At 61.7% G+C, this 24,665-nt stretch carries 20 protein-coding genes; 17 read left to right on the top strand and 3 right to left on the bottom strand.

All coding sequences use genetic code 11. The features are described from left to right. The first annotated feature begins 94 nt into the window (after positions 1 to 94). The 4 genes from ABMC89_RS10390 to ABMC89_RS10375 all read left to right on the top strand — a co-directional run bounded on the left by ABMC89_RS10390 (position 95) and on the right by ABMC89_RS10375 (position 2,926). Positions 95 to 253 carry a NepR family anti-sigma factor gene (locus ABMC89_RS10390; RefSeq protein WP_349567858.1) on the top strand — a complete coding sequence of 53 codons (159 nt, stop codon included), beginning with the start codon at positions 95 to 97 and terminating at the stop codon, positions 251 to 253. Beyond that, positions 250 to 807 (top strand): RNA polymerase sigma factor, encoded by a 558-nt coding sequence (locus ABMC89_RS10385; protein WP_349567857.1) that lies wholly within the window; start codon positions 250 to 252, stop codon positions 805 to 807. Before ABMC89_RS10390 ends, ABMC89_RS10385 begins: the two co-directional genes overlap by 4 nt. A 100-nt stretch (positions 808 to 907) precedes the next feature. After that, positions 908 to 2,530, top strand: a complete 1,623-nt coding sequence (locus tag ABMC89_RS10380; RefSeq protein WP_349567856.1) for a histidine kinase dimerization/phosphoacceptor domain -containing protein — start codon at positions 908 to 910, stop codon at positions 2,528 to 2,530. A gap of 237 nt (positions 2,531 to 2,767) precedes the next feature. Then, positions 2,768 to 2,926 (top strand): hypothetical protein, encoded by a 159-nt coding sequence (locus ABMC89_RS10375; RefSeq protein ID WP_349567855.1) that lies wholly within the window; start codon positions 2,768 to 2,770, stop codon positions 2,924 to 2,926. A gap of 60 nt (positions 2,927 to 2,986) precedes the next feature. Here ABMC89_RS10375 and ABMC89_RS10370 read toward each other — a convergent pair whose 3' ends face one another. Next, entirely contained in the window at positions 2,987 to 3,547 is a 561-nt protein-coding gene (locus ABMC89_RS10370) for a cupin domain-containing protein (RefSeq protein WP_349567854.1), read from the bottom strand. Between the two features lie 174 nt (positions 3,548 to 3,721). Between ABMC89_RS10370 and gabT the strand changes: the two genes are divergently transcribed. Further along, positions 3,722 to 5,107: a 4-aminobutyrate--2-oxoglutarate transaminase gene (gene gabT, locus ABMC89_RS10365; RefSeq protein WP_349567853.1), complete on the top strand. Its 1,386-nt coding sequence runs from the start codon at positions 3,722 to 3,724 to the stop codon at positions 5,105 to 5,107. A gap of 94 nt (positions 5,108 to 5,201) precedes the next feature. Further along, positions 5,202 to 6,080 carry a hypothetical protein gene (locus ABMC89_RS10360; RefSeq protein ID WP_349567852.1) on the top strand — a complete coding sequence of 293 codons (879 nt, stop codon included), beginning with the start codon at positions 5,202 to 5,204 and terminating at the stop codon, positions 6,078 to 6,080. On the opposite strand, the gene ABMC89_RS10355 is transcribed toward ABMC89_RS10360, so the two are convergent. Further along, on the bottom strand, positions 6,053 to 7,681 hold the full coding sequence (locus ABMC89_RS10355) for an FMN-binding glutamate synthase family protein (protein WP_349567851.1): 1,629 nt from the start codon (positions 7,679 to 7,681) through the stop codon (positions 6,053 to 6,055). The genes ABMC89_RS10360 and ABMC89_RS10355 overlap by 28 nt on opposite strands. Positions 7,682 to 8,052: 371 nt before the next feature. Here ABMC89_RS10355 and ABMC89_RS10350 point away from each other — a divergent pair, with 371 nt between their 5' ends. The 7 genes from ABMC89_RS10350 to ABMC89_RS10320 all read left to right on the top strand — a co-directional run bounded on the left by ABMC89_RS10350 (position 8,053) and on the right by ABMC89_RS10320 (position 19,605). Continuing rightward, positions 8,053 to 9,012, top strand: coding sequence for a TAXI family TRAP transporter solute-binding subunit (locus tag ABMC89_RS10350; protein WP_349567850.1), 960 nt, complete (start codon positions 8,053 to 8,055; stop codon positions 9,010 to 9,012). 130 nt (positions 9,013 to 9,142) lie between these two features. Further along, a complete protein-coding gene (locus tag ABMC89_RS10345; RefSeq protein ID WP_349567849.1) occupies positions 9,143 to 11,914 on the top strand; it encodes a TRAP transporter permease in 2,772 nt (923 codons plus the stop codon). A 139-nt stretch (positions 11,915 to 12,053) separates the two neighbouring features. Beyond that, complete coding sequence (locus tag ABMC89_RS10340; RefSeq protein WP_349567848.1) at positions 12,054 to 13,175, top strand: carbon-nitrogen hydrolase family protein; 1,122 nt, start codon at positions 12,054 to 12,056, stop codon at positions 13,173 to 13,175. Between the two features lie 85 nt (positions 13,176 to 13,260). After that, positions 13,261 to 15,993, top strand: a complete 2,733-nt coding sequence (locus ABMC89_RS10335) for an aminotransferase class I/II-fold pyridoxal phosphate-dependent enzyme (protein ID WP_349567847.1) — start codon at positions 13,261 to 13,263, stop codon at positions 15,991 to 15,993. Positions 15,994 to 16,033: 40 nt separating this feature from the next. Then, the gene (locus tag ABMC89_RS10330; RefSeq protein WP_349567846.1) at positions 16,034 to 17,491 is read left to right on the top strand and encodes a biotin carboxylase; all 1,458 of its coding nucleotides are present in this window, start codon (positions 16,034 to 16,036) and stop codon (positions 17,489 to 17,491) included. A 24-nt stretch (positions 17,492 to 17,515) separates the two neighbouring features. After that, a complete protein-coding gene (locus tag ABMC89_RS10325) occupies positions 17,516 to 18,487 on the top strand; it encodes a C45 family autoproteolytic acyltransferase/hydrolase (protein ID WP_349567845.1) in 972 nt (323 codons plus the stop codon). Beyond that, on the top strand, positions 18,487 to 19,605 hold the full coding sequence (locus tag ABMC89_RS10320; protein ID WP_349567844.1) for a CaiB/BaiF CoA transferase family protein: 1,119 nt from the start codon (positions 18,487 to 18,489) through the stop codon (positions 19,603 to 19,605). The genes ABMC89_RS10325 and ABMC89_RS10320 overlap by 1 nt, the downstream gene beginning before the upstream one ends. A 48-nt stretch (positions 19,606 to 19,653) precedes the next feature. Here ABMC89_RS10320 and ABMC89_RS10315 read toward each other — a convergent pair whose 3' ends face one another. Next, positions 19,654 to 20,214 carry a type 1 glutamine amidotransferase domain-containing protein gene (locus ABMC89_RS10315; protein WP_349567842.1) on the bottom strand — a complete coding sequence of 187 codons (561 nt, stop codon included), beginning with the start codon at positions 20,212 to 20,214 and terminating at the stop codon, positions 19,654 to 19,656. Between the two features lie 145 nt (positions 20,215 to 20,359). Between ABMC89_RS10315 and ABMC89_RS10310 the strand changes: the two genes are divergently transcribed. From ABMC89_RS10310 to ABMC89_RS10295, 4 genes are read left to right on the top strand one after another with little or no spacing between them, the layout of a single operon-like run. Beyond that, positions 20,360 to 21,007 (top strand): paraquat-inducible protein A, encoded by a 648-nt coding sequence (locus ABMC89_RS10310; RefSeq protein ID WP_349567840.1) that lies wholly within the window; start codon positions 20,360 to 20,362, stop codon positions 21,005 to 21,007. Then, positions 20,965 to 21,627 (top strand): paraquat-inducible protein A, encoded by a 663-nt coding sequence (locus tag ABMC89_RS10305; RefSeq protein ID WP_349567838.1) that lies wholly within the window; start codon positions 20,965 to 20,967, stop codon positions 21,625 to 21,627. The genes ABMC89_RS10310 and ABMC89_RS10305 overlap by 43 nt, the downstream gene beginning before the upstream one ends. Positions 21,628 to 21,640: 13 nt before the next feature. After that, positions 21,641 to 24,073, top strand: a complete 2,433-nt coding sequence (locus ABMC89_RS10300; RefSeq protein WP_349567836.1) for an MlaD family protein — start codon at positions 21,641 to 21,643, stop codon at positions 24,071 to 24,073. Between the two features lies 1 nt (position 24,074). Then, positions 24,075 to 24,632, top strand: coding sequence for a PqiC family protein (locus tag ABMC89_RS10295; RefSeq protein ID WP_349567834.1), 558 nt, complete (start codon positions 24,075 to 24,077; stop codon positions 24,630 to 24,632). Positions 24,633 to 24,665 lie beyond the last annotated feature (33 nt).

Genomic DNA, 24,665 nt, shown 5'->3' with positions numbered 1-24,665 from the left:
TTTGCTACAATTTCTGGAACCAAACGCGGACCCATGGCGTTTCGTTCCAGATGTTCGTGACAAAAACCGAAACTTTTGGACAGGCCAAGCCAATATGACCAATCAAGGACGGCAAGATCGTAGGGAAGGTGTGATCGACGAAAACCTTCGTCGCGTCTTCGACGAGACTGTAGAAGAAGGTATCCCGGATCGCTTCAAGGATCTGCTGGAGCAATTGAAAAAACAAGACGAGCAGCAGGAAACCTCTAGATGAGTGCCCCCGACCCACGCGACGAACTGGTGGAACACCTTCCCGCCATGCGCGCGTTCGCGATTTCGCTGACGCGCAACGGATCGCTTGCGGATGACATGGTCCAGGATACCCTCGTGAAGGCGTGGACGAACATCGAGAAATTCGAGGTCGGCACGAACATGCGCGCGTGGCTCTTCACCATCTTGCGCAACACCTACTATTCGTCGCGCCGCAAATCCAATCGCGAAGTCGCGGATGTGGACGGTGTGTTTACCGAAAACCTTGCGGAAAAGCCCGCGCATGACGGCCACCTGCAGATGCAGGACTTTCGCGCCGCGCTGGCCAAGCTGAAGGTTGAGCAACGCGAGGCGCTGCTGTTGATCGGTGCGTCCGGTTTTTCCTATGAAGAAGCAGCCGAGATGTGCGGCGTGGCTGTCGGAACAATCAAAAGCCGGACCAACCGTGCCCGCCAGCAGCTCGCGCAGCTGATGGGTCTGAGCGAGGATGAAGCGATGGAAATGACCGACGATGCAACGATGTCGGTGATTTCGGCGTCGAAAGTCTCAAGCTTCTAAGATGACATCCGGATTTCTGAATTCCGGTTTCTTCGGAGGGCTCGCATTTCGGGTCCTCCTTTTTCTGTCGCTCGCGCTTCTTCCCTTGGGGTTGATTGCCGTGCTTCAGAACCGCGAAATTGCGGACCGCAGCCGCGACGCGGCCGAACTGTCGCTCATTGCTGTCACGGAACAGGCAAGCGCGACCGAACGGACGGCGATGCAGGAAGCGGTAGGGGCCGCGGAAGCGCTCGCCTCGATCATCAAGCTGGTGCGCGATGATCCCGAGGAATGTTCGAAATTCCTGAACTCCTACAAGGGTGGATCCAGCCTGTACCGGTTCGTGGGATTTATCGAAGTCAACGGGATGATGGAATGCTCGTCGACGTTCAAGCCGATGGATCTGTCTGAAAGTGAAACTCTGGCAGAAGCTCTGGAGAGCGGCCAGCGCTCGATCTCGACGGTCGAGGTGGGCGCGGTGACAGGCATTCCGGTGGTTCTGGTGAACGTGCCGGTGTTCGACGACGGCACGTTGATCGGGCTTGTCGCCATCTCGCTCAGCCGGAACGAGCTGGAACAACCGGTGGACGAAATAGCTTCCGCCGGACCGCTTTCGCTGATCACGTTCAACGCAAGGGGCGATATCCTGACGTCCGAGCAGGATCGCACGGTTGCGAAAAAAGAGCTCCCCACCGGTTACGAGCTTGCCCAGCTGACCGCCAACAAACGCCAGGTATTCAGCGGGACAAGCACGGCGGGTGCAGAGCGCATCTATGCCGTGGTGCCGCTCGTCTCGGGATCGGTCTTTGCCCTGAGCAGCTGGTCCCCCAACACACCGCTGCTTCAGACCGATTTCTCCGGTCGCCTGTCGGCTTTGCTGCCTTTCGCGATGTGGGCATCCAGCCTGATCGTGGCATTCTGGGCGCTCAACCGGCTCGCCATCAAACACATCCGCAAGCTTGGCCGCCAAATGCGCCACTTCGCCCTGAACCGGACCTTGCCGCGCAAGGTACTGGGCGAAAACGTTCCGCACGAGATCTTTGCGATGGAGTCCGCCTTTTTGGGCATGGCAAATTCCATTCTGCAGGACGAGGCCAAGCTTGAGGACAGCCTGCGCGCCAAGAACATTCTGCTCAAGGAAGTCCACCACCGCGTGAAGAACAACCTTCAGCTGATCTCCTCGATCATGAACATGCAGATCCGGCAGGCCCCGACCGACGAGAACCGCTTTGTCCTCCAGCGGTTGCAGGACCGTATCCTCAGCCTCGCCACCGTGCACAAGAACCTCTATCAGGGCGACGAGATGACCCGCGTCGACGGCGGGCACCTGATCCGCGAGATTGTAAGCCGCAATCTGGCTGTGGGTCTGTCCAGCTCTGCCGGGATCTCTGTCGTGCAGGATTACGATAACATCATGATCGGTCCCGATGACGCCGCGCCGCTCACGCTACTGGTGTCCGAAGCGGTCACGAACGCACTGAAATACGCGCCGCAGGATCGCCCCGGCGACTGCCGGATCGAGATCGGGTTGAAATACATCGCCAGCGAACGTGCGCAGCTTCGCGTGCTCAATACGACCGGCGGCACAGTCGACGATCGGGGCACCGGACTGGGGTCGCGGCTGATCCACGCCTTCGCCCGCCAGCTCAACGGGGAGCTGGAAATCATTGAAGAGGGTGAGACCTACACGCTTGAATTGAACTTCCCCGTCCCGCTTAAGGATAAGATTGTGTACGACTATTAATTTCACCGGTTTTTTGCCCGGCGGAGTAAGATTTTTTTACTCCCGTGAAAGGTGTGGAGGCGCAATCCGCACCCCTTCAACGCCTTGAAATTACTGCACCTTAACCTTTGGGTTGTATGAAGGTGCGGAGCCAAGTTTTGCAAACGCGCAACATTCACGTCGAATTCTGTGGGTTTCGTGGAACCAAGCTCAGAAACGGCTCGTTGTATCTTTGAACGTTCAGGAAAGGAGGATGCTATGACGACTGAAATGTTCCTAGGCGGCCTCATGGTCCTGACGCTAGTGGCCGGTGTTGTGATCGCAATGACCAACACGCGAAACTCAACGGATCGCCGGCTCGACGACAGCTACAGCCCCAACGCGAACGGTGGATCCCGTAGCCAGTCAAAACGCTGACGTCACTGCCAACGATTTGAATCCCACGGAGCAATCCGTGGGATTTTTCGTGCGCTGCGTTCAGAATACGGGCGGAGTAAGGGCGCTGACGATCTCGCAGGGAGACGTCGAGACGTTGCGAAACCGGTGCGGCAGGCGGCTGTCGAAGAGATAGCCATCCCCCGTTTCCAGGATCGCGACCGCATCGCCCACGGTCACTTCGATCTGGCCCCGCGTCACGATTCCCGCTTCTTCACCGTCATGCGACAGGAATTCCGGTCCGGTGTCGGCGCCGGGCGGGTATGTCTCGTGGAGCACCTGCAAAAGATGCTCCCGGGCGTTGCCCAATTGACGCAGGGACACCTGGCCCGGACCGTCGGGCGCAAGATCGGTGAACTCGTTCGCCCTGTAGAATACCTTTGGCAGATCAGGATCCTCGATGGATCCGAAGAATTCGGCCATCGAGATCGGTATCGCATCCAGAAGGCTCTTGAGAGAGGCGACCGACGGGCTGGTTTTATCGGTCTCGATCAAGGAGATCGTCCCGTTGGTCAGACCCGCGCGGGAAGCTAGCTCGCGTTGGGACAAACCCCGCTGAATGCGGATTTCCCGAAGTCGCTGACCAATGTCCAAGAGAGGCATCCTTCGTCGGAAATACAGCGCCTCAAGCGGCGCGCTTTTGCAGAGATCACCACTGCCGGCGGAAAAACGCAAGACGCCAGATCTTCCCGATTGACAATTAATTTAAACGGCGCGAAGGATTTTTTAAACGCGCAAAGTGCCGCGTCCGATTTCTCTTGATTCTAGGATACCGCAATGGCCAGTACTGCAAAGCGTGCGACCCGCAAAGGCGCGAAAAAACAGCCGAATATCTCGATCGTGGAAACAGCGGCCCCAAAGACCTATACCAACGCTGATCTTGTGGCCCGCCGCGACGCTGCCGTGCCGCGCGGTGTCGCGTCCGCTGCGCCCGGTGTCTATGCTGCGCGCGCCGAAAACGCCGAGCTTTGGGATGTCGAAGGGAACCGCTACATCGATTTCGTCGGCGGTATCGGGGTTCTCAACACTGGTCACCGTCACGCCTCCGTCATCGCAGCGGCGAAGGCGCAGGAAGACCTGTTTACGCACACATCCTTTCAGGTCGTTCCCTACGCTCCCTACATCGAACTGGCAGAGCGTCTGAACGCACTGGCCCCCGGCGACAGCCCCAAGAAGACCCTTCTGGTCACCACAGGCGCCGAAGCCGTCGAGAACGCGGTCAAGATCGCGCGCGCGGCAACGGGCCGGCCGGGCGTGATCGCTTTCACCGGCAGCTACCATGGCCGTACCCTGCTGACGCTGGGCCTGACGGGCAAGGTCACCCCCTACAAGAAGAACGTCGGTCCTTTCCCTGCGGATGTGTTCCGCGCGCCGTTCCCGTCCCTGCGTGACGGCATCACCGTCGAGGACGCGCTGACAGGTCTGAAGAACCTCTTCCTGACCGATGCACAGCCGGATCGCGTTGCCGCGATCATCATCGAACCTGTTCTGGGCGAAGGCGGTTACATCCCCGTGCCGACAGAGATGATGGTCGCCCTGCGCGAGATTTGCGACCAGCACGGTATCCTGTTGATCGCCGACGAGGTGCAGGCGGGCTTTGGCCGGACCGGCACCTGGTTCGCGATCGAACACACAGGGGTCGAGCCTGACCTTATCACCGTGGCGAAATCCATGGCGGGTGGATACCCGCTGGCGGGTGTTATCGGCCGGTCCGAAGTGATGGATGCGATGGATCCCGGCGGTCTGGGCGGCACATACGGCGGCAACCCCGTTGCCTGTGCGGCGGCGCTGGCCGCCATCGACGCGCTCGAGCAGGAAGAGCTTCTCGAACGCTCCACCGCGATGGGTGACAAGCTGAAAGCGCGCTTTGCCGAGATCGGCGCGCGCGCCGCTCCGTTCCGGATGTGGGACATTCGCGGGATTGGCGCGATGGTCGCGGTCGAATTCGTGACGGATTTCGAAAGCGGCGCACCCGATGCCGCGCTGACCAAACGGCTGATCGCGCACGCGCTCGAGCGTGGTCTGCTGCTGCTGAGCTGCGGCATGCATAGCAACGCAGTGCGCGTGATGGTGCCGCTGACCGCCGAGGACGAGATCATCGACGAAGGTCTGGCGATCTTTGAAGAGGCGCTGAAAGCCGCAGTCGCGGACGGCGTTCTGTAAGATAGACGGCGACGATACGATCGAGGAAAGCGCGTGCGGGACTGACCTGCGCGCGCTTTTCTCTTTTCTGGGGGCGGGTTCGGCGGATATTGCCATGATGCTACGCGCAGCACTCCTTGTTGTCCTTCTTATCGGCGGCTCAGGTGCGAGGGCCGACGAGACGCCGCTCGCCGTGGGGATATTTGGCGTGGTCGAACGGACCGATCCGTTGGTCGTGGCGGGCCGGGCCATTGCCAATCCCGAAGCGGTAAAGCCGCTCAGCCCGCTTGGCCCCGATCACCGGATTGCCGTGGGCGATACGCTGGCGATCCGGGCAACGCTCGAAAACGGGTTGCTGCACGCGCAACGGATACTGGCGGTTTTCGCCGTGGCCGGACCGGTTGAGAAAACCGGCACGGAAGAGGCCCGGGTGATGGGCACGCGCGTCCATATCCCCCCGAGTGGCAGGGTTGACGATGGCACATGGGCTGCCTTCAGCGGGCTCTGGAGTGGCGGAAAGGTCATCACGACACGTCTGACCCCGCTTGATGCGAATGGCATCGCGATGCTCACGGGTGTTTTCGCCGACATTGGGGAAGCCGGACTTCCGGTTATCGGGGGCAGTACCATCATCGGTGCGACCCTGCCCGACGATGACACGGGTGCGGACGTCTGGCTGGTCACAGGCACACCGGCGGGCGAGGGGCTGCGCGTGCAACTGATGAGCCGGGGAATCTTCGGTGGCCCTGTGGACCTCGAGATATGGGAGGGCTACGCGTCGGGGCCGGTCGCGTCCGAAACATGGGCCCTGTCCGGAACCCCGGTGCTGGGCTACGACCGCGAAGCGCAGATGCCGCAGGCAGGTACGCTTCTGCGGGTCTGCGCCCGCGCCGCTAGGGTACTGCGCGCACCGCCGATGGACGCTCCAGAAGACCTGACCGCCGCGTTCGGCGCGCTGGGCTGTGCTCAGACCGCGGCGGTTTCGGGCGGTTGAAACGATTCCGCATTCGCGCGCGACCAGCGTTCCTTGTATCCCATGTGGTCGGCTGCGTCCGGATCGACGAGAAAGCCTTCGGGCAGGTAGGGATAGGCGTGGTTGCCCTGAACCATCGAACGATCTGACTGCCGCATCATCAGGTGGTGGGGCAGAAACTCGCAGGGTTGCGACAGGCCCGCAGCGCCGGTCATCTCGCCCAGTGCGATCATTGTCTCGCGGTGGAACCGCGCCACGCGGACGGATTTGTGAACCGGATCAAGCGCGCGGGCACGCAGCGGATCCTGCGTTGCGACGCCGACAGGGCAATGGTTGGTGTGGCAGGCCTGCGCCTGAATGCAGCCAACCGCGAACATGAAACCGCGGGCGGAATTGCACCAGTCCGCGCCAAGCGCGAGCGCGCGCGCGATGTCGAAGGCCGACACAATCTTGCCCGCCGCGCCGATCTTGACCCGGTTGCGGATGCCTGCACCGCGCAGGGTGTTGTGAACAAAGGTAAGCCCCTCGACCATCGGCATGCCGACGTGATTGGCAAACTCCAGCGGTGCGGCGCCGGTCCCGCCCTCGGTCCCGTCAACAACGATGAAATCCGGCACAATCCCCGTTTTGAGCATCGCCTTGACCATGCACATGAATTCCCGCTGGTGGCCGATACACAGCTTGAAACCGACCGGTTTGCCACCGGACAGCCTGCGCAGTTCGCCCAGAAACTCCATCATCTCGACAGGGGTGGAAAACGCCGAATGGGACGCCGGTGAAATGCAATCCTTTCCCATCGGCACACCGCGCGCTTCCGCGATCTCCGGCGTGATCTTGGCGGCGGGCAGCATCCCGCCATGGCCCGGCTTGGCGCCTTGGCTGAGCTTGAGTTCGATCATCTTGACCTGATCGCGCGCGGCCTGTTCGGCGAATTTTTCGGGGCTGAAACTGCCGTCATCCTTGCGGCAGCCGAAATAGCCCGACCCGATTTCATAGATCAGGTCTCCGCCCCCTTCGCGGTGGTAGCGGCTGATGCCGCCTTCGCCCGTGTCATGGGCAAAGCCGCCCGCCGCCGCACCGCGGTTGAGCGCCGAGATGGCGTTGGCGGAAAGAGAGCCAAAGCTCATCGCAGAGATATTGTAGATCGACGCATTATAGGGCTGCTTGCACGCGCTGTTGCCGATGGTGATCCGAAAATCGGTGTTTTCGATGTGTTTGGGCTGCACCGAATGGGTGACCCAGCTGTAGCCGCCATCGTAGACCCGCATCCGGGTGCCGAAGGGGCGGGCGTCTTCCTGTCCCTTGGCGCGCTGGTACACCAGACTGCGGGCATCGCGGCTGAACGGTTCCTCGTCCTGATCGCTTTCGATCAGATACTGCCTGATTTCCGGGCGGATCCCCTCAAAAAGGAAGCGCATGTGCCCCAGAACAGGATAGTTCCGCAGGATCGAATGGTGCGGTTGCCTGATATCGACCAGCCCCAGAAGCGACAGTGCAAAGAATATCGCGAAGGGCAGCAGGAACCACGCGGACCAGATCGCCGCCGCCAGCAGGCTGAGCACGCTGAGCGCGACAACCGCCGCAAAGGTGCTGAAGCGGGTGAGATTGGATAAATCGCGCATTTTCGCCCCTCTTTGGAAAGCTCGGATGATTGGCCAATCTAGAGCGTACCGGACGGGCGTTTGGCAACCCTGCGTCCGCTTTGGATCAGCTGCGCGGCAGGTCCGCCGACCGCCCGGGCCGCGTCCAGGTCCCTTCAGGCGTTGGATTTTTTCGCGGTTTTGATCAAAATAAGAGAGTCCTTGCTCATCCGCGCAAAGCTGCCTAGGCTTTCTCTTAGATTTCACTTCACGAGCCACAAAACAGGCTTGCGGGTGGAAGGAGAGGACCACCTGTCGCCGGTAAATTCCCGCAAGGAGGGTGTGGCGGTTCTTTCTCCGCATAACGGGAAACGCAATCTCGCGGGACCCGAACAAAAAGGGGAGTTACATCTATGAAGATGCTCAAGACACTGGCATTTGCTGGCGCAATGGTTGCCGGTACTGCCGCAACAGCGCAGGAAAAGTTCATTACAATCGGTACCGGCGGGCAAACCGGCGTGTACTTCGTCGTCGGTCAGTCGATCTGCCGTCTGGTGAACCGCAACTCTGATACATCCGGTCTGAAATGCACGGCGCCTTCGACCGGTGGATCGATTGCGAACATCAACGCGATCAAGGCCGGCGACATGGACATGGGCGTGGCCCAGTCCGACTGGCAGTACCATGCCTACAATGGCACCTCGCAGTTCGAGGGTGACAAGTTCGACAAGCTGCGCGCCGTGTTCTCCGTCCATGGTGAACCGTTCAACGTCATCGCCCGCGCCGACAGCGGCATCGAAAGCTTTGACGACCTCAAGGGCAAGCGTGTCAACATCGGCAACCCCGGTTCCGGCCAGCGCGCCACGATGGAAGTCGTCATGGATGCCAAGGGCTGGACGCTGGACGATTTCGCCCTCGCATCCGAGCTGAAGCCGGCCGAGCAGGCTGCGGCACTGGGTGATAACAAGGTCGACGCGATCATCTACACCGTGGGTCACCCCAACGGTTCCATTCAGGAAGCCGTATCGACCATCGATGCCAAGCTGATCCCGGTAGAGGGTGACGCGATTCAGGGCCTGATCGACAACAACCCCTACTATGCTGCCGCGACAATTCCGGGTGGCATGTATAAAGGCACCGACAGCGACGTGAACACCTTCGGTGTGAAGGCGACCTTCGTCACCTCCGCCGATGTCGCGGATGAAGTGGTTTATGAAGTCGTGAAAGCGGTTTTTGACAACTTCGACCGCTTCAAGCGCCTGCACCCTGCGTTCGAGAACCTGACCGAAGAAGACATGATCTCGGCCGGTTTGTCCGCACCACTGCATGACGGTGCCGCGCAGTACTACAAAGAACGTGGCTGGATCGAATAAGCCGCTACCTGTCAAAGCGAATTCTGCGGGCGGCCCTCAGGGGGCCGGCCGCAGGCTGTGACCGCACAAAGCGGCACATCTAGGGGCCCGGGCGCATCAGGCGTCCCTGGCTCACGCAGGGGAAAAAGCGATGACCGATCAGGAAAACGACAACCAGAAGTACCAGCAGCAGGCTGCAAGGGTCGAAACCGAAGCGACGGGCAGCCGTGGTGGCCTAAGCCAGGATGAACTGGACGAACTGGTTGCCTCTTCCGATACCGGTGGGCGTTCCGTTTCCGGACCGGTCGGCATCCTTCTGCTTCTCGTCGCGCTCGCCTGGTCGCTGTTCCAGCTCTACATCGCGTCGCCCTTCGGGCTTTTCAACGACACGCTCGCACGCTCCATCCACCTCGGGTTTGCCGTGTTCCTTGGCATCATGGTGTTTCCGGCGGCGCGTACCAAATTCCAGCTTGCGCTTGGGGTGATTGTCCCGCTGGCGCTGGCGGCCCTGTTCATGATCAGCGCCAAGGACGGCACCGCGACATGGTGGATTCCGATCCCCGCGCTGGCCGTTGCGGCAACAGTGGTCCTCGGCTCTCCGAAGGATCGCGTGCCGATCTGGGAGTGGGTGCTTGCCCTCGCCGGTGCCGGTGCCGCGCTCTATCTGTTCATGTTCTACCGCGACATTGCGGGCCGTGTCGGTGCGCCGATCACACAGGATTACGTGGTTGCCGTCGTCGGTATCATCATCCTGCTCGAAGCAACCCGCCGCGCGCTTGGTCCCGCGCTGATGATCGTGGCGAGCGTCTTTCTGATGTACACCGTCCTTGGCCCGCAGATGCCCAGCATCATCGCCCACAAGGGCAACAGCCTGAGCGAGATCGTAAACCACCAGTGGATCACCACCGAGGGTGTTTTCGGCATCGCGCTGGGTGTCTCGACAAGCTTCGTCTTTCTTTTCGTCCTGTTCGGATCGCTTCTGGACCGTGCTGGCGCGGGTAACTACTTCATCCAGGTCGCATTCAGCCTGATGGGCCACATGAAGGGCGGCCCTGCGAAGGCCGCGGTGGTTTCCTCGGCGATGACCGGTCTGATCTCGGGCTCCTCCATCGCTAACGTGGTCACCACGGGGACGTTCACCATTCCGCTGATGAAAAAAGTCGGCTTTTCCTCGGAAAAGGCCGGCGCGGTCGAGGTCGCGTCCTCGGTCAACGGGCAGATCATGCCACCGGTGATGGGTGCAGCCGCCTTCCTGATGGTCGAATACGTCGGCATCGCCTATTTCGACGTGGTCAAACACGCCTTCCTGCCCGCCGTTATCTCGTACATCGCGCTGGTCTACATCGTGCACCTCGAAGCGCTGAAGGCGGGGATGGAAGGGCTGCCGCGTCCGGTTGAGCCCAAGCCGTGGGTCGCGTGGCTGATGTCGCTTGCCTTCACCATCGCGGTCATCTGCGCGCTGAGCTTTGCGGTCTACTATGGCATGGGCTGGATCCGCCCTGCCTTCCCCGAAACCGCTGGCTATATCATCTTTGCCTTCCTGACCCTCGTCTATGTGCTGCTTCTGCGCGTCGCATCGAAAGAGCCGCCGCTGAAGCTGGACGATCCCAATGCGCCGGTCACGAAACTGCCGCTGCCCGGCCCCACGATCCGTTCGGGCCTCTACTATATCCTGCCGGTGGTGGTGCTGGTCTGGGCGCTGATGGTGGACCGTCTGTCGCCCGGCCTGTCGGCCTTCTGGGCGACGGCTTACATGGTCTTCATCCTGCTGACGCAGCGTCCGCTGATGGCGATGTTCCGCGGCGAAAGCCAGTTCGCCACCGATGTCAAGAACGGCTTTCTTGACCTGATCGACGGTCTGGTGACGGGCGCGCGCAACATGATCGGCATCGGCATTGCCACAGCGACCGCGGGCATCATCGTGGGTGTGGTCAGCCAGACTGGCGTGGGTGCCGCACTGGCCGATGTGGTCGAGGTTCTGTCGGGGGGCTATATCCTCGCGATCCTTGCGCTGACCGCCGTGCTGTCGCTGATCCTCGGGATGGGGCTGCCGACAACGGCGAACTATATCGTCGTTTCGGCGCTGCTTGCGCCCGTGATCGTGACGCTGGGACAGCAGAACGGGCTTATCGTGCCGCTGATCGCGGTGCACCTCTTCGTGTTCTACTTCGGCATCATGGCCGATGTGACGCCGCCTGTCGGACTGGCAAGCTTTGCCGCCGCTGCCGTGTCCGGCGGCGACCCGATCAAGACGGGCTTTGTCGCCTTCTTCTACAGCCTGCGGACAGCCGCGCTGCCGTTCCTGTTCATCTTCAATACCGAACTGCTTCTGATCGATGTGACCTGGGCGCAGGGTATATTCGTCTTCATCATCGCGACGGTGGCGATGCTGCTGTTCGCCGCCGCCACCCAGGGCTGGTTCCTTGCCAAGAACCGTTTCTACGAGACGATCGCGCTGCTGCTGATCGCGTTCACGCTGTTCCGTCCCGGGTTCTGGATGGATATGGTATCGCCTCCCTATATCGAGGCGGAGCCGACCGAGATCGCTGCCGCCGCCGAGGCGACCCCCGTGGGTGAGCCGTTGCGCATCCGTGTGGCGGGGCGCGACAGTTTCGGTGATCCCATCGAATTCGTGGCGCTTGTGGAAATGGGGGCCGCAGGCAGCGGCGAAGAGCGTCTGGAAGAGGCCGGGCTGGTCTTCCGTCAGGATGGGGACAGCATGATCATTGACGATGTTGCCTTCAATTCGCCTGCACAGAACGCGGGGCTTGACTGGGATCAGGAAGTGCTGCGCGTGTTGCAGCCCCAATCGCAGCCCAGCAAGTACCTGATGTTCATTCCGGCCCTTCTGTTGCTGGCCGCTGTTGTGATGCTGCAGCGCGGCCGCAACAGCCGCGCCGCCGGGCGTCGGGCCACGGCGTAGGGATCACCGGCGCCAAAATGACATACCTGACCTGCAACTTCGTTACGGCACTTCCCCGCTTGGCCTGTTTCATCGCCCCTCCAAAAGGCGTATGGACAGGTCCAAACGGGATTGTCCCGGATTCACGGAGTGAAGAGTTATGACACCTTTCGCAATCGCGGGCGTACAGATGTACGTAAATGCGCTGCAATCGAACGTCGATGGTATGATCCAGCGGCTGGATATCCTTATGGCACGATTCCCGTGGACGCAGATGGTGCTGTTCTCGGAACTGGCGCCGCTGGGCCCGCTGGACCGCTATTCGCTGCCGCCCGAAAACGAAGAGCTTGAGAAGTTCCAGGCCGCGGCCGCCAAGCACCGTGTCTGGTTGATCCCCGGGTCGATGTTCATCACCGATCCCGAAGACGGCCGCATCTACAACACGTCTTTCGTGATCAACCCCGAGGGCGAGATCATTCGCCGCTACGCGAAAATGTTTCCCTTCCGCCCCTACGAGAGCGGGATCGCCGCCGGGACAGATTTCTGCGTCTTCGACGTGCCCGAAGTGGGCCGTTTCGGACTGTCGATCTGCTATGACATGTGGTTCCCCGAAACCACGCGCCAGTTGACCAGCCAGGGGGTCGAGGTGCTGTTGCACCCGGTTCTGACCGGTACCACGGACCGCGATGCCGAACTGGCCATTGCCCGCGCAACCGCGGCGCAGTTCCAGTGCTATGTCATTGATGTGAACGGGCTCGGTGCCGGTGGCGTGGGCAAATCCTGCGTCGTGGATCCGACATCCATGGTGCTGCACCAGTCCGCCGGTCAGGAAGATATGTTCCCGATCGAAGTCGATCTCGATCTGGTGCGCCGCCAGCGTGAAACCGGCATGAAGGGCCTCGGGCAGGTTCTGAAATCCTTCCGCGACCGCGCCACCGATTTCTCGGTCTACGACCGGACCAGCGGTACAGATGAATATCTGCGCACCCTTGGCCCGCTCGAAGTGCCGCATCAGGGCACATTGGCGGGGCTGGACGCCTCCGAACCGGCGATGCGTGTCCCGCAGGCACCGTCCTTTGCCGGACAGGACAGCCTGCCGGGCTTTGCCCACAAGGTGCCGCCTGCCTTCGCGCCCGAACCCTTGCCGAACCCGACGGCAGGAACCGCCGCACCGGCCACACAAGAAACAGCTGCTGTTCCCACCCCGGGAACGCCAAACCCACCCGTGAAGCCCGGTGTCCTGACAGGCTCCGCGCATAACGAGCCAACATCAAGCGGCTAGGCCGTACCTATCGGGGGCCGCGGTTTCGCTGCCCCCGAATCGCAAGGTGCATCAGGCCAGCCGCAAAACACGCGGAGAACGACCGATGCAGTCTATGAGAGAATATTCGTCAGCGATCCAGCTGCGCTCCGACCGGTGGAGCGCGCTGCGCGAGGCGACCGCCGCCCTGACCCGCAACCCCAGCGCCGCAGAAAGCGCGCACCTGCGCTCCACGGTGACCGATCTTTTCGAATCGCTTTCGATGATGGAGCACTACTGGGCGTTTCCCGGTGTTTCGTCCTTCAACCAGATGCGGCGGCATTTCGATCAGGGCAAGCTCGACGATGTCAGCTTTGCCGTTAACCGCGTCACCCGCGCGCTGACCACGGGTGCCTATCGCCGCCGGTCCATTCCGCTGGAACGCGACAGTGTCGATCAGGAAGAGCAGGACGACGAGGCACATCACTCGCCCGAAATGCGCGCCCTGTCGAAGCCCTATTTCGAAGTGCTGGTGGTCGACAGTGTGAACGAGCATCAGGAGCGTTGGCTGAAATCCAACGTGACCTCGATGCGCCGCCCCGAAGATCCGTTTGTCTACGAGGCGGTCGTGGTGCCGTCGATCGAGGACGCGCTGATCGCGGTGATGTTCAACCATAACATCCAGGCGATTGTCGTCCGCCCGGGCCTGACCCTGCATTCCGAAAAGGTCGAAGAGATCCTGACCCGCTATCTGGCTCGCGCAGGGGGGCAGGACGAGATCGACGCGCTGCAACCGGAAAACTACGGCCCCGAGCTGTGCCGAATGATCGCGAAAGTGCGTCCCGAACTCGACGCCTATCTTGTGACCGAGCGTTCGGTCGAAGAGATCGCGGGCCTCGATCTGGGGATTTGCCGGCGGGTTTTCTACAATTCCGAAGACTTCATGGAGCTTCACCTCAACATCCTGCGCGGTGTGCAGGCGCGCAACAAATCGCCCTTCTTCACCGCCTTGGTCGAGTATTCCAAGCAGCCCACGGGCGTGTTCCACGCCATGCCGATCAGCCGCGGCAAATCCATCACGCGCTCGCACTGGATTCAGGATATGGGCGCGTTTTACGGGCCGAATATCTTCCTTGCCGAAACATCGGCCACCTCCGGCGGGCTGGACAGTTTGCTTGAGCCGCACGGCCCCATCAAAGAGGCGCAGGAGCTTGCGGCGCGTGCCTTCGGGTCAAAGCAGACCTTCTTTGCCACCAATGGCACGTCGACCTGTAACAAGATCGTCGTGCAGGCCCTGCTGAAACCCGGCGACATCGTGCTGGTCGATCGCGACTGCCACAAGTCGCACCACTACGGCATGGTGCTGGCGGGCGCGCAGGTCAGCTATCTCGACAGCTATCCGCTCAGCAAATATTCGATGTATGGCGCGGTGCCGCTCAGCGAGATCAAAGAGCGCCTGCTGGAGCTGAAAGACCAAGGCAAGCTGGACCGTGTCCGGATGCTGCTGCTGACAAACTGCACCTTTGACGGTCTGGTCTATAACGTTCAGCGCGTGATGGAGGAGTGTCTGGCGATCAAGCCGGACCTGATCTTCCTGTGGGACGAGGCATGGTTCGCCTTTGCCCGGTTCAGCCCGACCTACCGCCAGCGCACGGCGATGGACGCGGCCAACACTCTGCGCACCCGGTTCCGGTCGGAAGCACATGCCAAGGCCTACGAGAAGCAGCAGAAAAAGCTGAAGGATGCGGACCACGAGACCCTTATCAAAACCCGTCTGATCCCGCCGCCGACTGCACGGGTAAGGGCCTATTCGACGCAATCCACGCACAAGACGCTGACGTCCCTGCGGCAGGGGTCGATGATCCACGTCAACGATCAGGACTTCAAAGGCGAGGTGGAGCAATCCTTCCACGAAGCCTACATGACCCACACGTCGACCTCGCCAAACTACCAGATCATCGCGTCGCTTGATGTGGGCCGCCGGCAGGTCGAACTGGAAGGGTTCGAGTTCGTCCAGCGCCAGATCGAGGCGGCGATGTCGATGCGCCGCGCGATCAGCGACCACCCGCTGTTGCGCAAGTATTTCAAGGTTCTCACCGCCGGCGATATGATCCCGGAAGAGCACCGCGAGAGCGGCGTGACCAGCTACTACGATACCGAACAGGGCTGGACCGATCTGTGGGAGTGCTGGGAGCGGGACGAATTCGTCCTCGATGCCTCTCGGGTCACGCTGCTGGTCGGTGGGACCGGCTGGGACGGGGATACGTTCAAGAACAAGGTGTTGATGGATAAATACGGCATCCAGATCAACAAGACGTCGCGCAATACCGTGTTGTTCATGACCAATATCGGCACCACACGGTCGTCCGTTGCCTACCTGATCGAGGTGCTGGTCGAGATCGCCAAATCGCTGGACGATCTGAACGACGACGCGAGCGGGATGGAAAAGATGGCCTTCGACCGCAGGGTCCACAACCTGCTGGAAAACTGCCCGCCGCTGCCCGATTTCAGCCGCTTCCACCGCGCGTTCCTGTCCCACGGCAACAGCCGGGAAGGGGATATCCGCACGGCGTTCTTCCTCGCCTATGACGACCGCAACTGTGACTATCTGGAACTCGACGGATCGCTGAAAGAGGCGATGGAGCGGGGCGAAGAGATCGTATCGGCGTCATTCATCATCCCCTATCCGCCCGGATTTCCAATCCTCGTGCCCGGCCAGGTCATCAGCAAGGAAATTCTCAGCTTTATGCGGGCGCTGGATGTGAGCGAAATTCACGGATACCGGCCCGATCTAGGGCTCAGGGTCTTCACCAAAGAGGCATTGGACGGGGTCAGCCCCAAGCTCAAGGCCGCAGAATAAATAGGGCAAATGCCCACGAATACCGACAAGGAGTATCACCATGGCGACCGTACTAAAGAATATCTCGGAAATCCGCCGGTTCTTTCACCGCAACGAAGACCCCGTCTATTTTATCTCGGCCACAAACTTCAACCTGCTGGGCCTCGACGAATGGTGTAAGAATTTCAAATACATCTGCTATATCGATTGCTATAGCGGCAAGCACCCGAACACCTTCGTCCCGTCCGAGCAGCCGCACGCAGAGTTCCAGTCCATCGAGGACATCAACAACTACCTGCTCCAGCACAAGGAAGTCATCGACTACATCAAGAAGCGTGGCGGCAAGCCCAAGTTCGTCTTCCTGATGTTCGACGAGGAAACAGAACGCCTGTCCAAGGAACTGGGCGCCGATGTCTGGTTCCCGAAGGCCAAGCTGCGCCAGTCGATGGACAACAAGATCGAAACCGTCCGCATCGGCAACAAGGCCGGCGTGCCCTCCGTGCCGAACGCTCTGGCCGAGGTCACGTCCTACGAACAGTTGCGCGAGGTCTGCGAGAAAGAGAACCTCGGTCACGATCTGGTGCTGCAATCTGCTTTTGGCGACAGTGGCCACACGACCTTCTTCATCAAGAACGAGGCAGACTTCCGTCGCCACGAGTCCGAGATCATCGGAGAGGGCGAGATCAAGATCATGAAGCGGATCAACTGCCGCGGCGCGGCGATCGAGGCCTGCGCCACCAAGGAAGGCACGATCGTCGGTCCGCTGATGACCGAGCTCGTCGGTTTCAAGGAGCTGACGCCCTACCGGGGCGGCTGGTGCGGCAACGAGATGCTTGCCACCGCCTTCCCGCCGAAGGTCCGCCAGCAGGCCCGCGACATGACTTTCAAGTTCGGTGAACAGCTGCGCAAGGAAGGATACCGCGGGTATTTCGAGCTCGATTTCCTGATCGACAAGAAGACGGGCGATCTGTGGCTGGGCGAGCTGAACCCGCGCATCACCGGTGCGTCTTCGATGACCAACCACGCCGCGTTTGCCCATGCGGACGCGCCCCTATTCCTTTTCCACCTGCTTGAATTCTCGAAAAAGAAATTCAACCTCGACGTGGACGAGCTGAATGCGCGCTGGGCCGATCCGGCCAACATCGACGGCTGGAGCCAGATGGTCATCAAGCACACGCAGGACAGTGTCGATATCTGCACGCAGGCCCCCGAAACCGGCATCTACAAGATGAAAGAGGACGGTTCGGTCGTGTTCGACCGCTTCGATTATCACCGCCGCGCGGTAGAGAGCGAGAACGAAGCCTTCTTCCTGCGGATCCTGCAACCGGGCGACTATCGCTACGAAGGCGCCGACATCGGTATCCTCGTGACACGGGGGCGGTCGATGACCAAAAGCTTCCAGTTGAACGAGCGTGCGAAGAAATGGATCCACGGGATCAAACGCGCCGTTGACGGCAAGCCGCTGCCGGTGGCACAAGCGGCACCCGACCTCGCCGATCCGGCGTTCAAGATCATGTAACCCCTGTTCTGGGAAAGGCCGCCCATGTACTGGCGCGCGATATCCGAAGATCTGCCCGGTCCAAAGTGGGCCGGGCTTTTCCGTGAATACTGGTCCGACTACCGCGCCTGGTGGCTGCGGGAGGGCGAGACGTCGCGCCCGACCTATGCCGAAGGCCTCCGGCAGATGCAGACCCATATGCCCGAACTCGTGCCGCTCTACGAAGAGCTGTGCGAGCTTGCGGGGGGCGGGGACCACGCCGCGCGGTTCCTCAGTTTCTACACGCCACCGGCCTATCTCGCGGCCTGTAGCCAGGCGATCTGGGCCGGAAAGCAGCCCGTCATGGTCCGCAATTACGACTATAACCCCAAGGCATTCGACAGCCTCGTGCTGCGCACGCGCTGGCAGGGGCGGCGCGTGATGGGCGTGTCAGACGGGCTCTGGGGCCTTGTCGACGGGGTGAATGACAAGGGGCTTTCGATCTCGCTGACCTTCGGTGGGCGGCGGGTCGTGGGCGAAGGTTTTGGCGTGCCGCTGATCCTGCGCTACGCATTGCAGACCTGCACAACTTCCGAAGAGGCGGCCGAGGTGCTGGCCCGCGTGCCCACGCATATGAGCTATAACGTCACGGTGCTGGACAAGAATCGCAGTTACCTGACGGTGATGATGGCGCCGGACCGCCCTGCGGTCGTGACCCGCGCGGCTGTGGCGACAAACCATCAGGAGAACGTCGAATGGATCAGCCACGCGCGGTTCACCTCAACGGTCGAGCGTGAGCGCTTCCTGCTCCAGCGGCTGCGACTGCACCGTGACCCGGAAGAAAAGTTCATAGGGGCATTTCTGAAGCCGCCGCTTTACTCCACAGCATTCAATCAGGGCTTCGGCACGCTTTACACCGCTGTCTACAGGCCCCGCAAACAGGAGATGGAGCTGCGCTGGCCCGGCGTTGTCTGGCCCCTGTCGTTGAAGGATTTCGCCGAAGGCGCGCGCGAAGTCCTGTTGCCGGGGGCGGCATGATGGCGGGGCCGCTGTCGTCGCTGCGCATCATCGAATTTTCCGGTCTCGGCCCCGCGCCGCTGGCGGGGCAGCTGCTGGCCGATCTGGGGGCGACCGTGATCGCCGTGGATCGCGCAACCGCCAAGGCCGATCCCACCGATATCAACCGCCGCGGAAAACGCTCGGTGGTTCTGAACCTCAAATCCGGGGAGGGCGTTGCGGCGGCCCATGATCTGGTCGCCTCCGCCGATGTGCTGATCGAAGGGTTCCGTCCGGGCGTGATGGAACGGCTTGGCCTCGGGCCTGAGGACTGCCCCGACACACTTGTTTACGCGCGGATGACGGGATGGGGGCAGGACGGCCCCGGGGCGCAGGTCGCGGGGCATGACATCAACTATCTGGGGCTGACCGGTGCGCTTTTTGCCATGGGTGACGCAGACCGCCCGCCCGCGCCGCCCCTGAACCTTGTCGCGGATTACGGCGGCGGGACGATGTTCCTGCTGTTCGGCATCCTGTCGGCACTGATCGAACGTGGTGTGTCGGGCAAAGGGCAGGTTGTGGACGCCGCCATGGTCGACGGTGTCAGCGCGATGATGGGCTTGATCCACAGCATGCTCGCCCGCGGTAGCTGGAGCGAGGACAGGCAGGCCAACTGGCTGGACGGCGGTGCGCCGTTCTACCGCTGCTACATGTGCAAATGCGGCGGATTCGTCTCCGTAGGTGCGCTCGAGCCGCAGTTTCACGCGCTGTTGCTGGAAAAAGCGGGCCTGCCGCTCGATCATCAGGACGATCAGAACGACACTGCGCAGTGGGCCGAACGGCGCGCGGCCTACGCGGCCGCCTTCGCGCAGCGCACACGCGACGAGTGGTCGGACATCTTCGCGGGCTCGGACGCCTGTGTCGCGCCGGTCTTGCGGTTTTCCGAAGCCGCCGATCACCCGCATCTGGCCCAGCGGGGCACGTTCATCGCGCCGGGCGGCGTCGCGCAGGCAGCACCGGCGCCACGGTTCAGCCGCACTTCTGCGGACACGCCGCGCGCGCCCTCTGCGCCGGGGGCGGATACCGACGCTGTGCTGGCCGAACTGGGCTATGGCCACGCGCGGATCGCCGATTTGCGCAAAAACGGCAGCATCGCATGAAAAAGGCCCGCCAGCGGGGCGGGCCGATTTCACAGTGTCTGGCAGCTATCAGGCAGCGGCGCGGCCGAAGGATCCGTTCTCGATCTCTTCGACAAGTGCGTTGACGAACACTTCCAGATCTTCGGGCGACCGGCTGGTCACGATGCCCTTGTCCACCACGACTGCGCTGTCTTCCCAGAAGGCACCGGCGTTTTCCATATCCGTGCGGATGGAGTGGAAGGATGTTGCCTTGCGCCCCCGCACGAGACCCGCTTCGATCAGCAACCATGGTGCGTGGCAAATGGCGGCAATCGGCTTGGCCTGCTCGCCGAAATGCCGGATCAGGTTCACCGCGTCGTCGTTGACGCGCAAAAGATCCGGATTGATCTGGCCGCCTGGCAGGACCAGCGCATCGTAGTCCGAGATGTCGGCATCTGCGATCTTCAGATCGACCTGCGCCTCGCGGCCCCAGTCGTCTTCGTCCCAGCCTTTCACGGCCTTGCCGTCGGGCGAGGCGATATGCACCGTGGCGCCGCGCTCGCGCAATGCGTCGCGTGGATGCTCAAGTTCGGATTGCTCGAAGCCGTTGGCGGCGATGATAAGGATCTTGCTCTCGGTAATCTTGGTCATTGTGTTCTCCTTTGTGCGTTAGACGCTTCACCGGAAAAACACGTTCCTGCCCGAAATTGTTCCCTTGGGTCGGCCCCTGCGACCATCGGTCATCGGCGGTGCGAAGGGTGTACACCTTTGCGTCTTTTCGTACTATGGTCCCCCGATGAGCACCGTTTCCGCCCCTTTTGACAGCGTGCCGCTGGACCAGATCATCGTCTGTCCGGTCTGCGATGCCGCCTATGTGCTTGAGCATCCGGAAAACGATCAGAAGGCGGTCTGCGGGCGCTGCCACAAGGTGCTGATCGCGCCGCGCCACAAGGCAGGAAAGCATATCATCGCGGTGTCTATCGCCGTCGTTATCCTGATCGTCGCGGCCAGTGTCTTTCCGTTCCTGTCGATCTCGGTCGCGGGGCGGAGCAACGCTGTTTCCGTTCTCGATGCGGCGCTGTCGTTCACCGAAGGGCCGCTTTTGGTGATCGCACTGCTGACAGCGGGCTTCATCTTTTTCGTGCCGCTGCTGCGGATGCTGCTCAACCTCTATGTCCTCGTGCCCGTTGTGCTCGACCGTCCGCCCGCGCGCCACGCCATGGGCGCGTTCCGCATTTCCGAGGCGATGCGCCCGTGGTCGATGGCGGAAATCTTTGTTTTGGGATGCGCGGTCGCGCTGGTAAAGGTCGCCGATCTGGCGACGGTGACCTTCGGTCCTGCGTTCTGGATGTTTGGTATTCTTGTCGTCCTCGTCATCGCGCAGGACGGCATCATGTGTAAATGGTCTGTATGGAACTCTCTGGAACATCCCCAAAAGTCCTGACCGCTCGCAGTGTCGGGCTGGTGGCCTGTACGCGGTGTTCGCGTGCGTGGCCGCTGGGCACGCAGACCTGCGGGCGCTGCGGCAAGCGGCTGGTGTCGCGTGATAGAAAGAGCCTGCAACGCGTCTGGGCGTTCTGGATCGTCGGGTTCATGTGCTACATTCCGGCAAACACCGACCCCATGCTGCGCACCCGGCAGCTGTTCGAGACGCAGGAAAGCACGATCATCGGCGGCGCGGTCGAGTTGGCCCACTACGGGTCGTGGGGAATTGCGGCGATCATCCTGATCGCCTCGGTCCTGATCCCGTTGGGCAAGTTCTGGGCCGTCGCCTATCTGGCCGTGCACGTCGGGCGCAGGCACATGGGTGCGTCCAAACACCGCAAGATGTGGATTTACGAAGTGGTCGAGTTCATTGGCCGCTGGTCGATGGTCGACATCTTTGTTGTTGCTATCCTGTCGGCCCTTGTGCAACTCAAGGGGCTGGCAACGATCACACCTGGACCGGCCGCATTTTTCTTTGCGCTTTCCGTAATTTTCACGATGTTGTCGGCGCAAGCTTTCGATCCCCGGATGATCTGGGATGCCCAGGCGAGCGACGACGAGGCTCCCGAAAATGTCTGATACCCCCCCTAGCATGTCCATCAAGCCAGCCAGCCGGCGCAGGTTTTCCGGCGCGTCCTTCGTGTGGATCATTCCGATCCTCGCCCTGATCGTCGCGCTGGGCGTCGCATGGCAGTCCTATAATTCGCGCGGGCCGCTGATCACCGTGCTGTTCGAGGACGGGGCAGGGATCTCTGCCGGTGAGACAGAGCTCAAGTACCGCCAAATTACCGTCGGCAGGGTGGAGTCCATCGGCTTCAGCGCCGGGCTCGCCAGTGTTGCTGCCGAGATCCGGCTGGACAAGGACATCGCGCCCTACGTCGATGCCAGTTCGGTCTTCTGGATCGTCGAGCCCGAGGTCAGCGCGCAGGGCGTCAGCGGGCTGTCGACGGTTCTGAGCGGTGTCTACATCGAAGGATCGTGGGACGACGAGATCGGGCAGCCGCAGTCCGAATTCACTGGCGCGACCAAGTCACCGCTCATCAAGCCCGGCGAGCGTGGGTTGCAGATCGCCTTCCGCACCACATCGAACGGGAATCTGACGGATAACGCCCCGATCATGTTCCGCGGAATCGAGGTCGGTCAACTGGGTCGTGCCCAGATCGCCCGTGGCGGAGCCTTCGCCATCGTCGAGGGGCTGATCTACGAAGAGCACCGCAGCCTGATCAATTCTTCGACCCGTTTCTGGGATACCTCCGGTTTCAGCGTATCCATCGGTGCGGCGGGGGCCGAGATCGACTTTTCCTCGCTCGCCACGCTGGTGGGCGGCGGGATCACCTTTGACACCTTCGTGTCCGGTGGAGAGCCGGTTCAGGATGGCGAGGTTTTCGAGGTCTATGCAGACAGGGAAACCGCGCGTAACAGCCTGTTTTCCGCGTCCGAGGTCGATCCGCTCCAGATCAGCGTCCTGTTCGAGGAAAACGTATCCGGCCTTGCCGTCGGTGCGCCGGTCGAGCTGAGCGGCCTGAAGATCGGTGTCGTCGACAGCCTGTCCGGCCTTGTCGACTATAACCAGTTCGGCGACAGCCGCGTGCGGCTGAACGTGGTCCTTTCGATACAGCCTGCCCGCCTCGGTCTGCCGGGCGAGGTGACTGCGGATGCGGCGCTTGCCTTCCTTAGCGAACGGGTCAGCACCGGCCTTCGGGCGCGGCTGGCCTCTGCGAGCCTGCTGACCGGCGGGATGAAGGTCGAGTTGGTAGATCTGGAAGATCCAGAACCGGCGCAGCTGGTGACAACAGGCTTCGGCATGCCCGTGATGCCCACCACGAACAGCAGCGTGTCGGATACGGCCGCCACGGTCGAGGGCGTGTTCAACCGCATCAACCAGCTGCCGATCGAAGAGCTGCTGAACGCGGCGATCAACGTGATGAATTCTGCCGATGCGCTGATTTCAAACCGTGATTTGCAGGAAACGCCGCAAGACATACGCACATTGCTGACCGATCTTTCTGGGCTGGTCACGTCCGAAGATGTTCAGGGCATTCCGCGTTCGCTCAACGCGACACTGCAACGGATCGAGACGCTGGTCAGCGATCTGGAAGAACAACAGATCGCCCAGACGCTGACCGATACGCTCAATGCCGCTTCGGAAGCCGCCAATGCGGTTTCCACCTCGGTCGAGGATGTTCCGGCGCTGATCGACGATATCCAGGCCGTCGCGGCGAAGGCGGATTCCCTTGATCTGGACGGGCTGCTGGCCGAGGTGAGAGCCCTCACACGATCTGCCGAGGCGCTGATTGGCACACCCGAAGCCGCGCAATTGCCCGCCGAGCTGACGACCGCGCTGGCGGATTTGCGGACATTGCTGAACGACGTGTCGGGCCTCGTCTCCTCGCAGGAGGTGCAGGATATTCCGGCAGCGGTCAACGCGGCGCTGCGCCGTTTCGAAGGGCTGGCTGCGGAACTGGAAGAGCAACAGATCGTGCAGCAGCTGTCAGCAACGCTCGATTCCGCCTCCGAGGCGGCGAACAGCGTGATTTCTTCGGTGGACGGGGTGCCGGAACTGGTGGACCAGATCAGCGCCGTGGCGGCCAAGGCGGACTCTCTTGAGCTGAACGCCCTGCTGGACGAGCTGACGACCCTGACGCGATCTGCCGATGCGCTGGTCAGCAGCCCCGATACTGCCGAACTGCCGGCGGCGCTGGCGGGCGCGCTGGATGAAATCAATGCGACCCTTGCTGAACTGCGGCGCGGTGGCGCGGTCGAGAACGTCAACCAGACGCTGGCCTCGGCACGCAATGCCGCCGACAGTATCTCGACCTCTGCCGCGGATCTGCCGCAGGTGATCGAGCGGCTGAACGCCCTCTTCGCACGCGCGGGCCGTACCATCGAAGGCTACAACCGCGGCGACGAACTGAGCCGCGAGGCACAATCCACCCTGCGCGACATCCAGGAGGCGGCGGATGCGCTGACCAAACTGGCGCGCACCATCGAACGCAATCCGAACTCTCTGCTGCTGGGAAGATGATATGACCTTTTTCAAGACCTTCGCTCTCGTGACGGCGCTGGCGGGCCTTGCGGCCTGCGGCACACCGGACCGTGTCGCCGTCCAGAGCCCCGCGATCGCAGAGACGATCCGCATCGGGTTTGCATCGGTCGAGGTGCGGGATGTCTCGCTGCCCAGCTACGCGGCTGCCGACGAAATCGCCCAGCAGGCGCCGGATGGCACCGTGATCACCTCGGACGTGCTTTGGGCGGATGCACCGGAACGTGCAATCGGGCTCGAGATCAGCCGCAATCTGGCACGCCTGACCGGCCGTCGCGTCGCGTCCGAGCCTTGGCCCTTCGAGGAAGAAGCCGCCGCATCGCTCGATATCCGGTTTGCGGATCTGGTGGCCGGAACGGACGGGATCTACCGCGCAACGGGGCAGTATTTCGTCGGGGTGTACCAGGCGCGCGAACGCTCGGGCCTGTTCGACCTCAGCGTGCCCTACGACCCCAAGGGCGGACCGGCTGCGATTGCCCGCGCGCGGGGCCAGCTGGTGCTTGATGTGACGAAATACATCGCTGAGAACGGGCTGCGCTGAGCAACGGGGACACGCCTGGTTTTCGCGCGGCCT

The sequence above is a fragment of the Sulfitobacter sp. HNIBRBA3233 genome (assembly GCF_040149665.1).
GTDB classification, from domain to species: domain Bacteria; phylum Pseudomonadota; class Alphaproteobacteria; order Rhodobacterales; family Rhodobacteraceae; genus Sulfitobacter; species Sulfitobacter marinivivus.
The sequence above is the reverse complement of the archived record's forward strand: the minus strand, read 5'-3'. Positions and strand labels throughout refer to the sequence as shown.

Bases quoted from the DNA above. Each gene is read 5' to 3' on its own strand.
- ABMC89_RS10390 (WP_349567858.1), top strand. From the start codon at position 95: ATGACCAATCAAGGACGGCAAGATCGTAGGGAAGGTGTGATCGACGAA.
- ABMC89_RS10385 (WP_349567857.1), top strand. From the start codon at position 250: ATGAGTGCCCCCGACCCACGCGACGAACTGGTGGAACACCTTCCCGCC.
- ABMC89_RS10375 (WP_349567855.1), top strand. From the start codon at position 2,768: ATGACGACTGAAATGTTCCTAGGCGGCCTCATGGTCCTGACGCTAGTG.
- ABMC89_RS10370 (WP_349567854.1), bottom strand. From the start codon at position 3,547: ATGCCTCTCTTGGACATTGGTCAGCGACTTCGGGAAATCCGCATTCAG.
- gabT (WP_349567853.1), top strand. From the start codon at position 3,722: ATGGCCAGTACTGCAAAGCGTGCGACCCGCAAAGGCGCGAAAAAACAG.
- ABMC89_RS10360 (WP_349567852.1), top strand. From the start codon at position 5,202: ATGATGCTACGCGCAGCACTCCTTGTTGTCCTTCTTATCGGCGGCTCA.
- ABMC89_RS10355 (WP_349567851.1), bottom strand. From the start codon at position 7,681: ATGCGCGATTTATCCAATCTCACCCGCTTCAGCACCTTTGCGGCGGTT.
- ABMC89_RS10350 (WP_349567850.1), top strand. From the start codon at position 8,053: ATGAAGATGCTCAAGACACTGGCATTTGCTGGCGCAATGGTTGCCGGT.
- ABMC89_RS10345 (WP_349567849.1), top strand. From the start codon at position 9,143: ATGACCGATCAGGAAAACGACAACCAGAAGTACCAGCAGCAGGCTGCA.
- ABMC89_RS10340 (WP_349567848.1), top strand. From the start codon at position 12,054: ATGACACCTTTCGCAATCGCGGGCGTACAGATGTACGTAAATGCGCTG.
- ABMC89_RS10335 (WP_349567847.1), top strand. From the start codon at position 13,261: ATGCAGTCTATGAGAGAATATTCGTCAGCGATCCAGCTGCGCTCCGAC.
- ABMC89_RS10330 (WP_349567846.1), top strand. From the start codon at position 16,034: ATGGCGACCGTACTAAAGAATATCTCGGAAATCCGCCGGTTCTTTCAC.
- ABMC89_RS10325 (WP_349567845.1), top strand. From the start codon at position 17,516: ATGTACTGGCGCGCGATATCCGAAGATCTGCCCGGTCCAAAGTGGGCC.
- ABMC89_RS10320 (WP_349567844.1), top strand. From the start codon at position 18,487: ATGGCGGGGCCGCTGTCGTCGCTGCGCATCATCGAATTTTCCGGTCTC.
- ABMC89_RS10315 (WP_349567842.1), bottom strand. From the start codon at position 20,214: ATGACCAAGATTACCGAGAGCAAGATCCTTATCATCGCCGCCAACGGC.
- ABMC89_RS10310 (WP_349567840.1), top strand. From the start codon at position 20,360: ATGAGCACCGTTTCCGCCCCTTTTGACAGCGTGCCGCTGGACCAGATC.
- ABMC89_RS10305 (WP_349567838.1), top strand. From the start codon at position 20,965: ATGGTCTGTATGGAACTCTCTGGAACATCCCCAAAAGTCCTGACCGCT.
- ABMC89_RS10300 (WP_349567836.1), top strand. From the start codon at position 21,641: ATGTCCATCAAGCCAGCCAGCCGGCGCAGGTTTTCCGGCGCGTCCTTC.
- ABMC89_RS10295 (WP_349567834.1), top strand. From the start codon at position 24,075: ATGACCTTTTTCAAGACCTTCGCTCTCGTGACGGCGCTGGCGGGCCTT.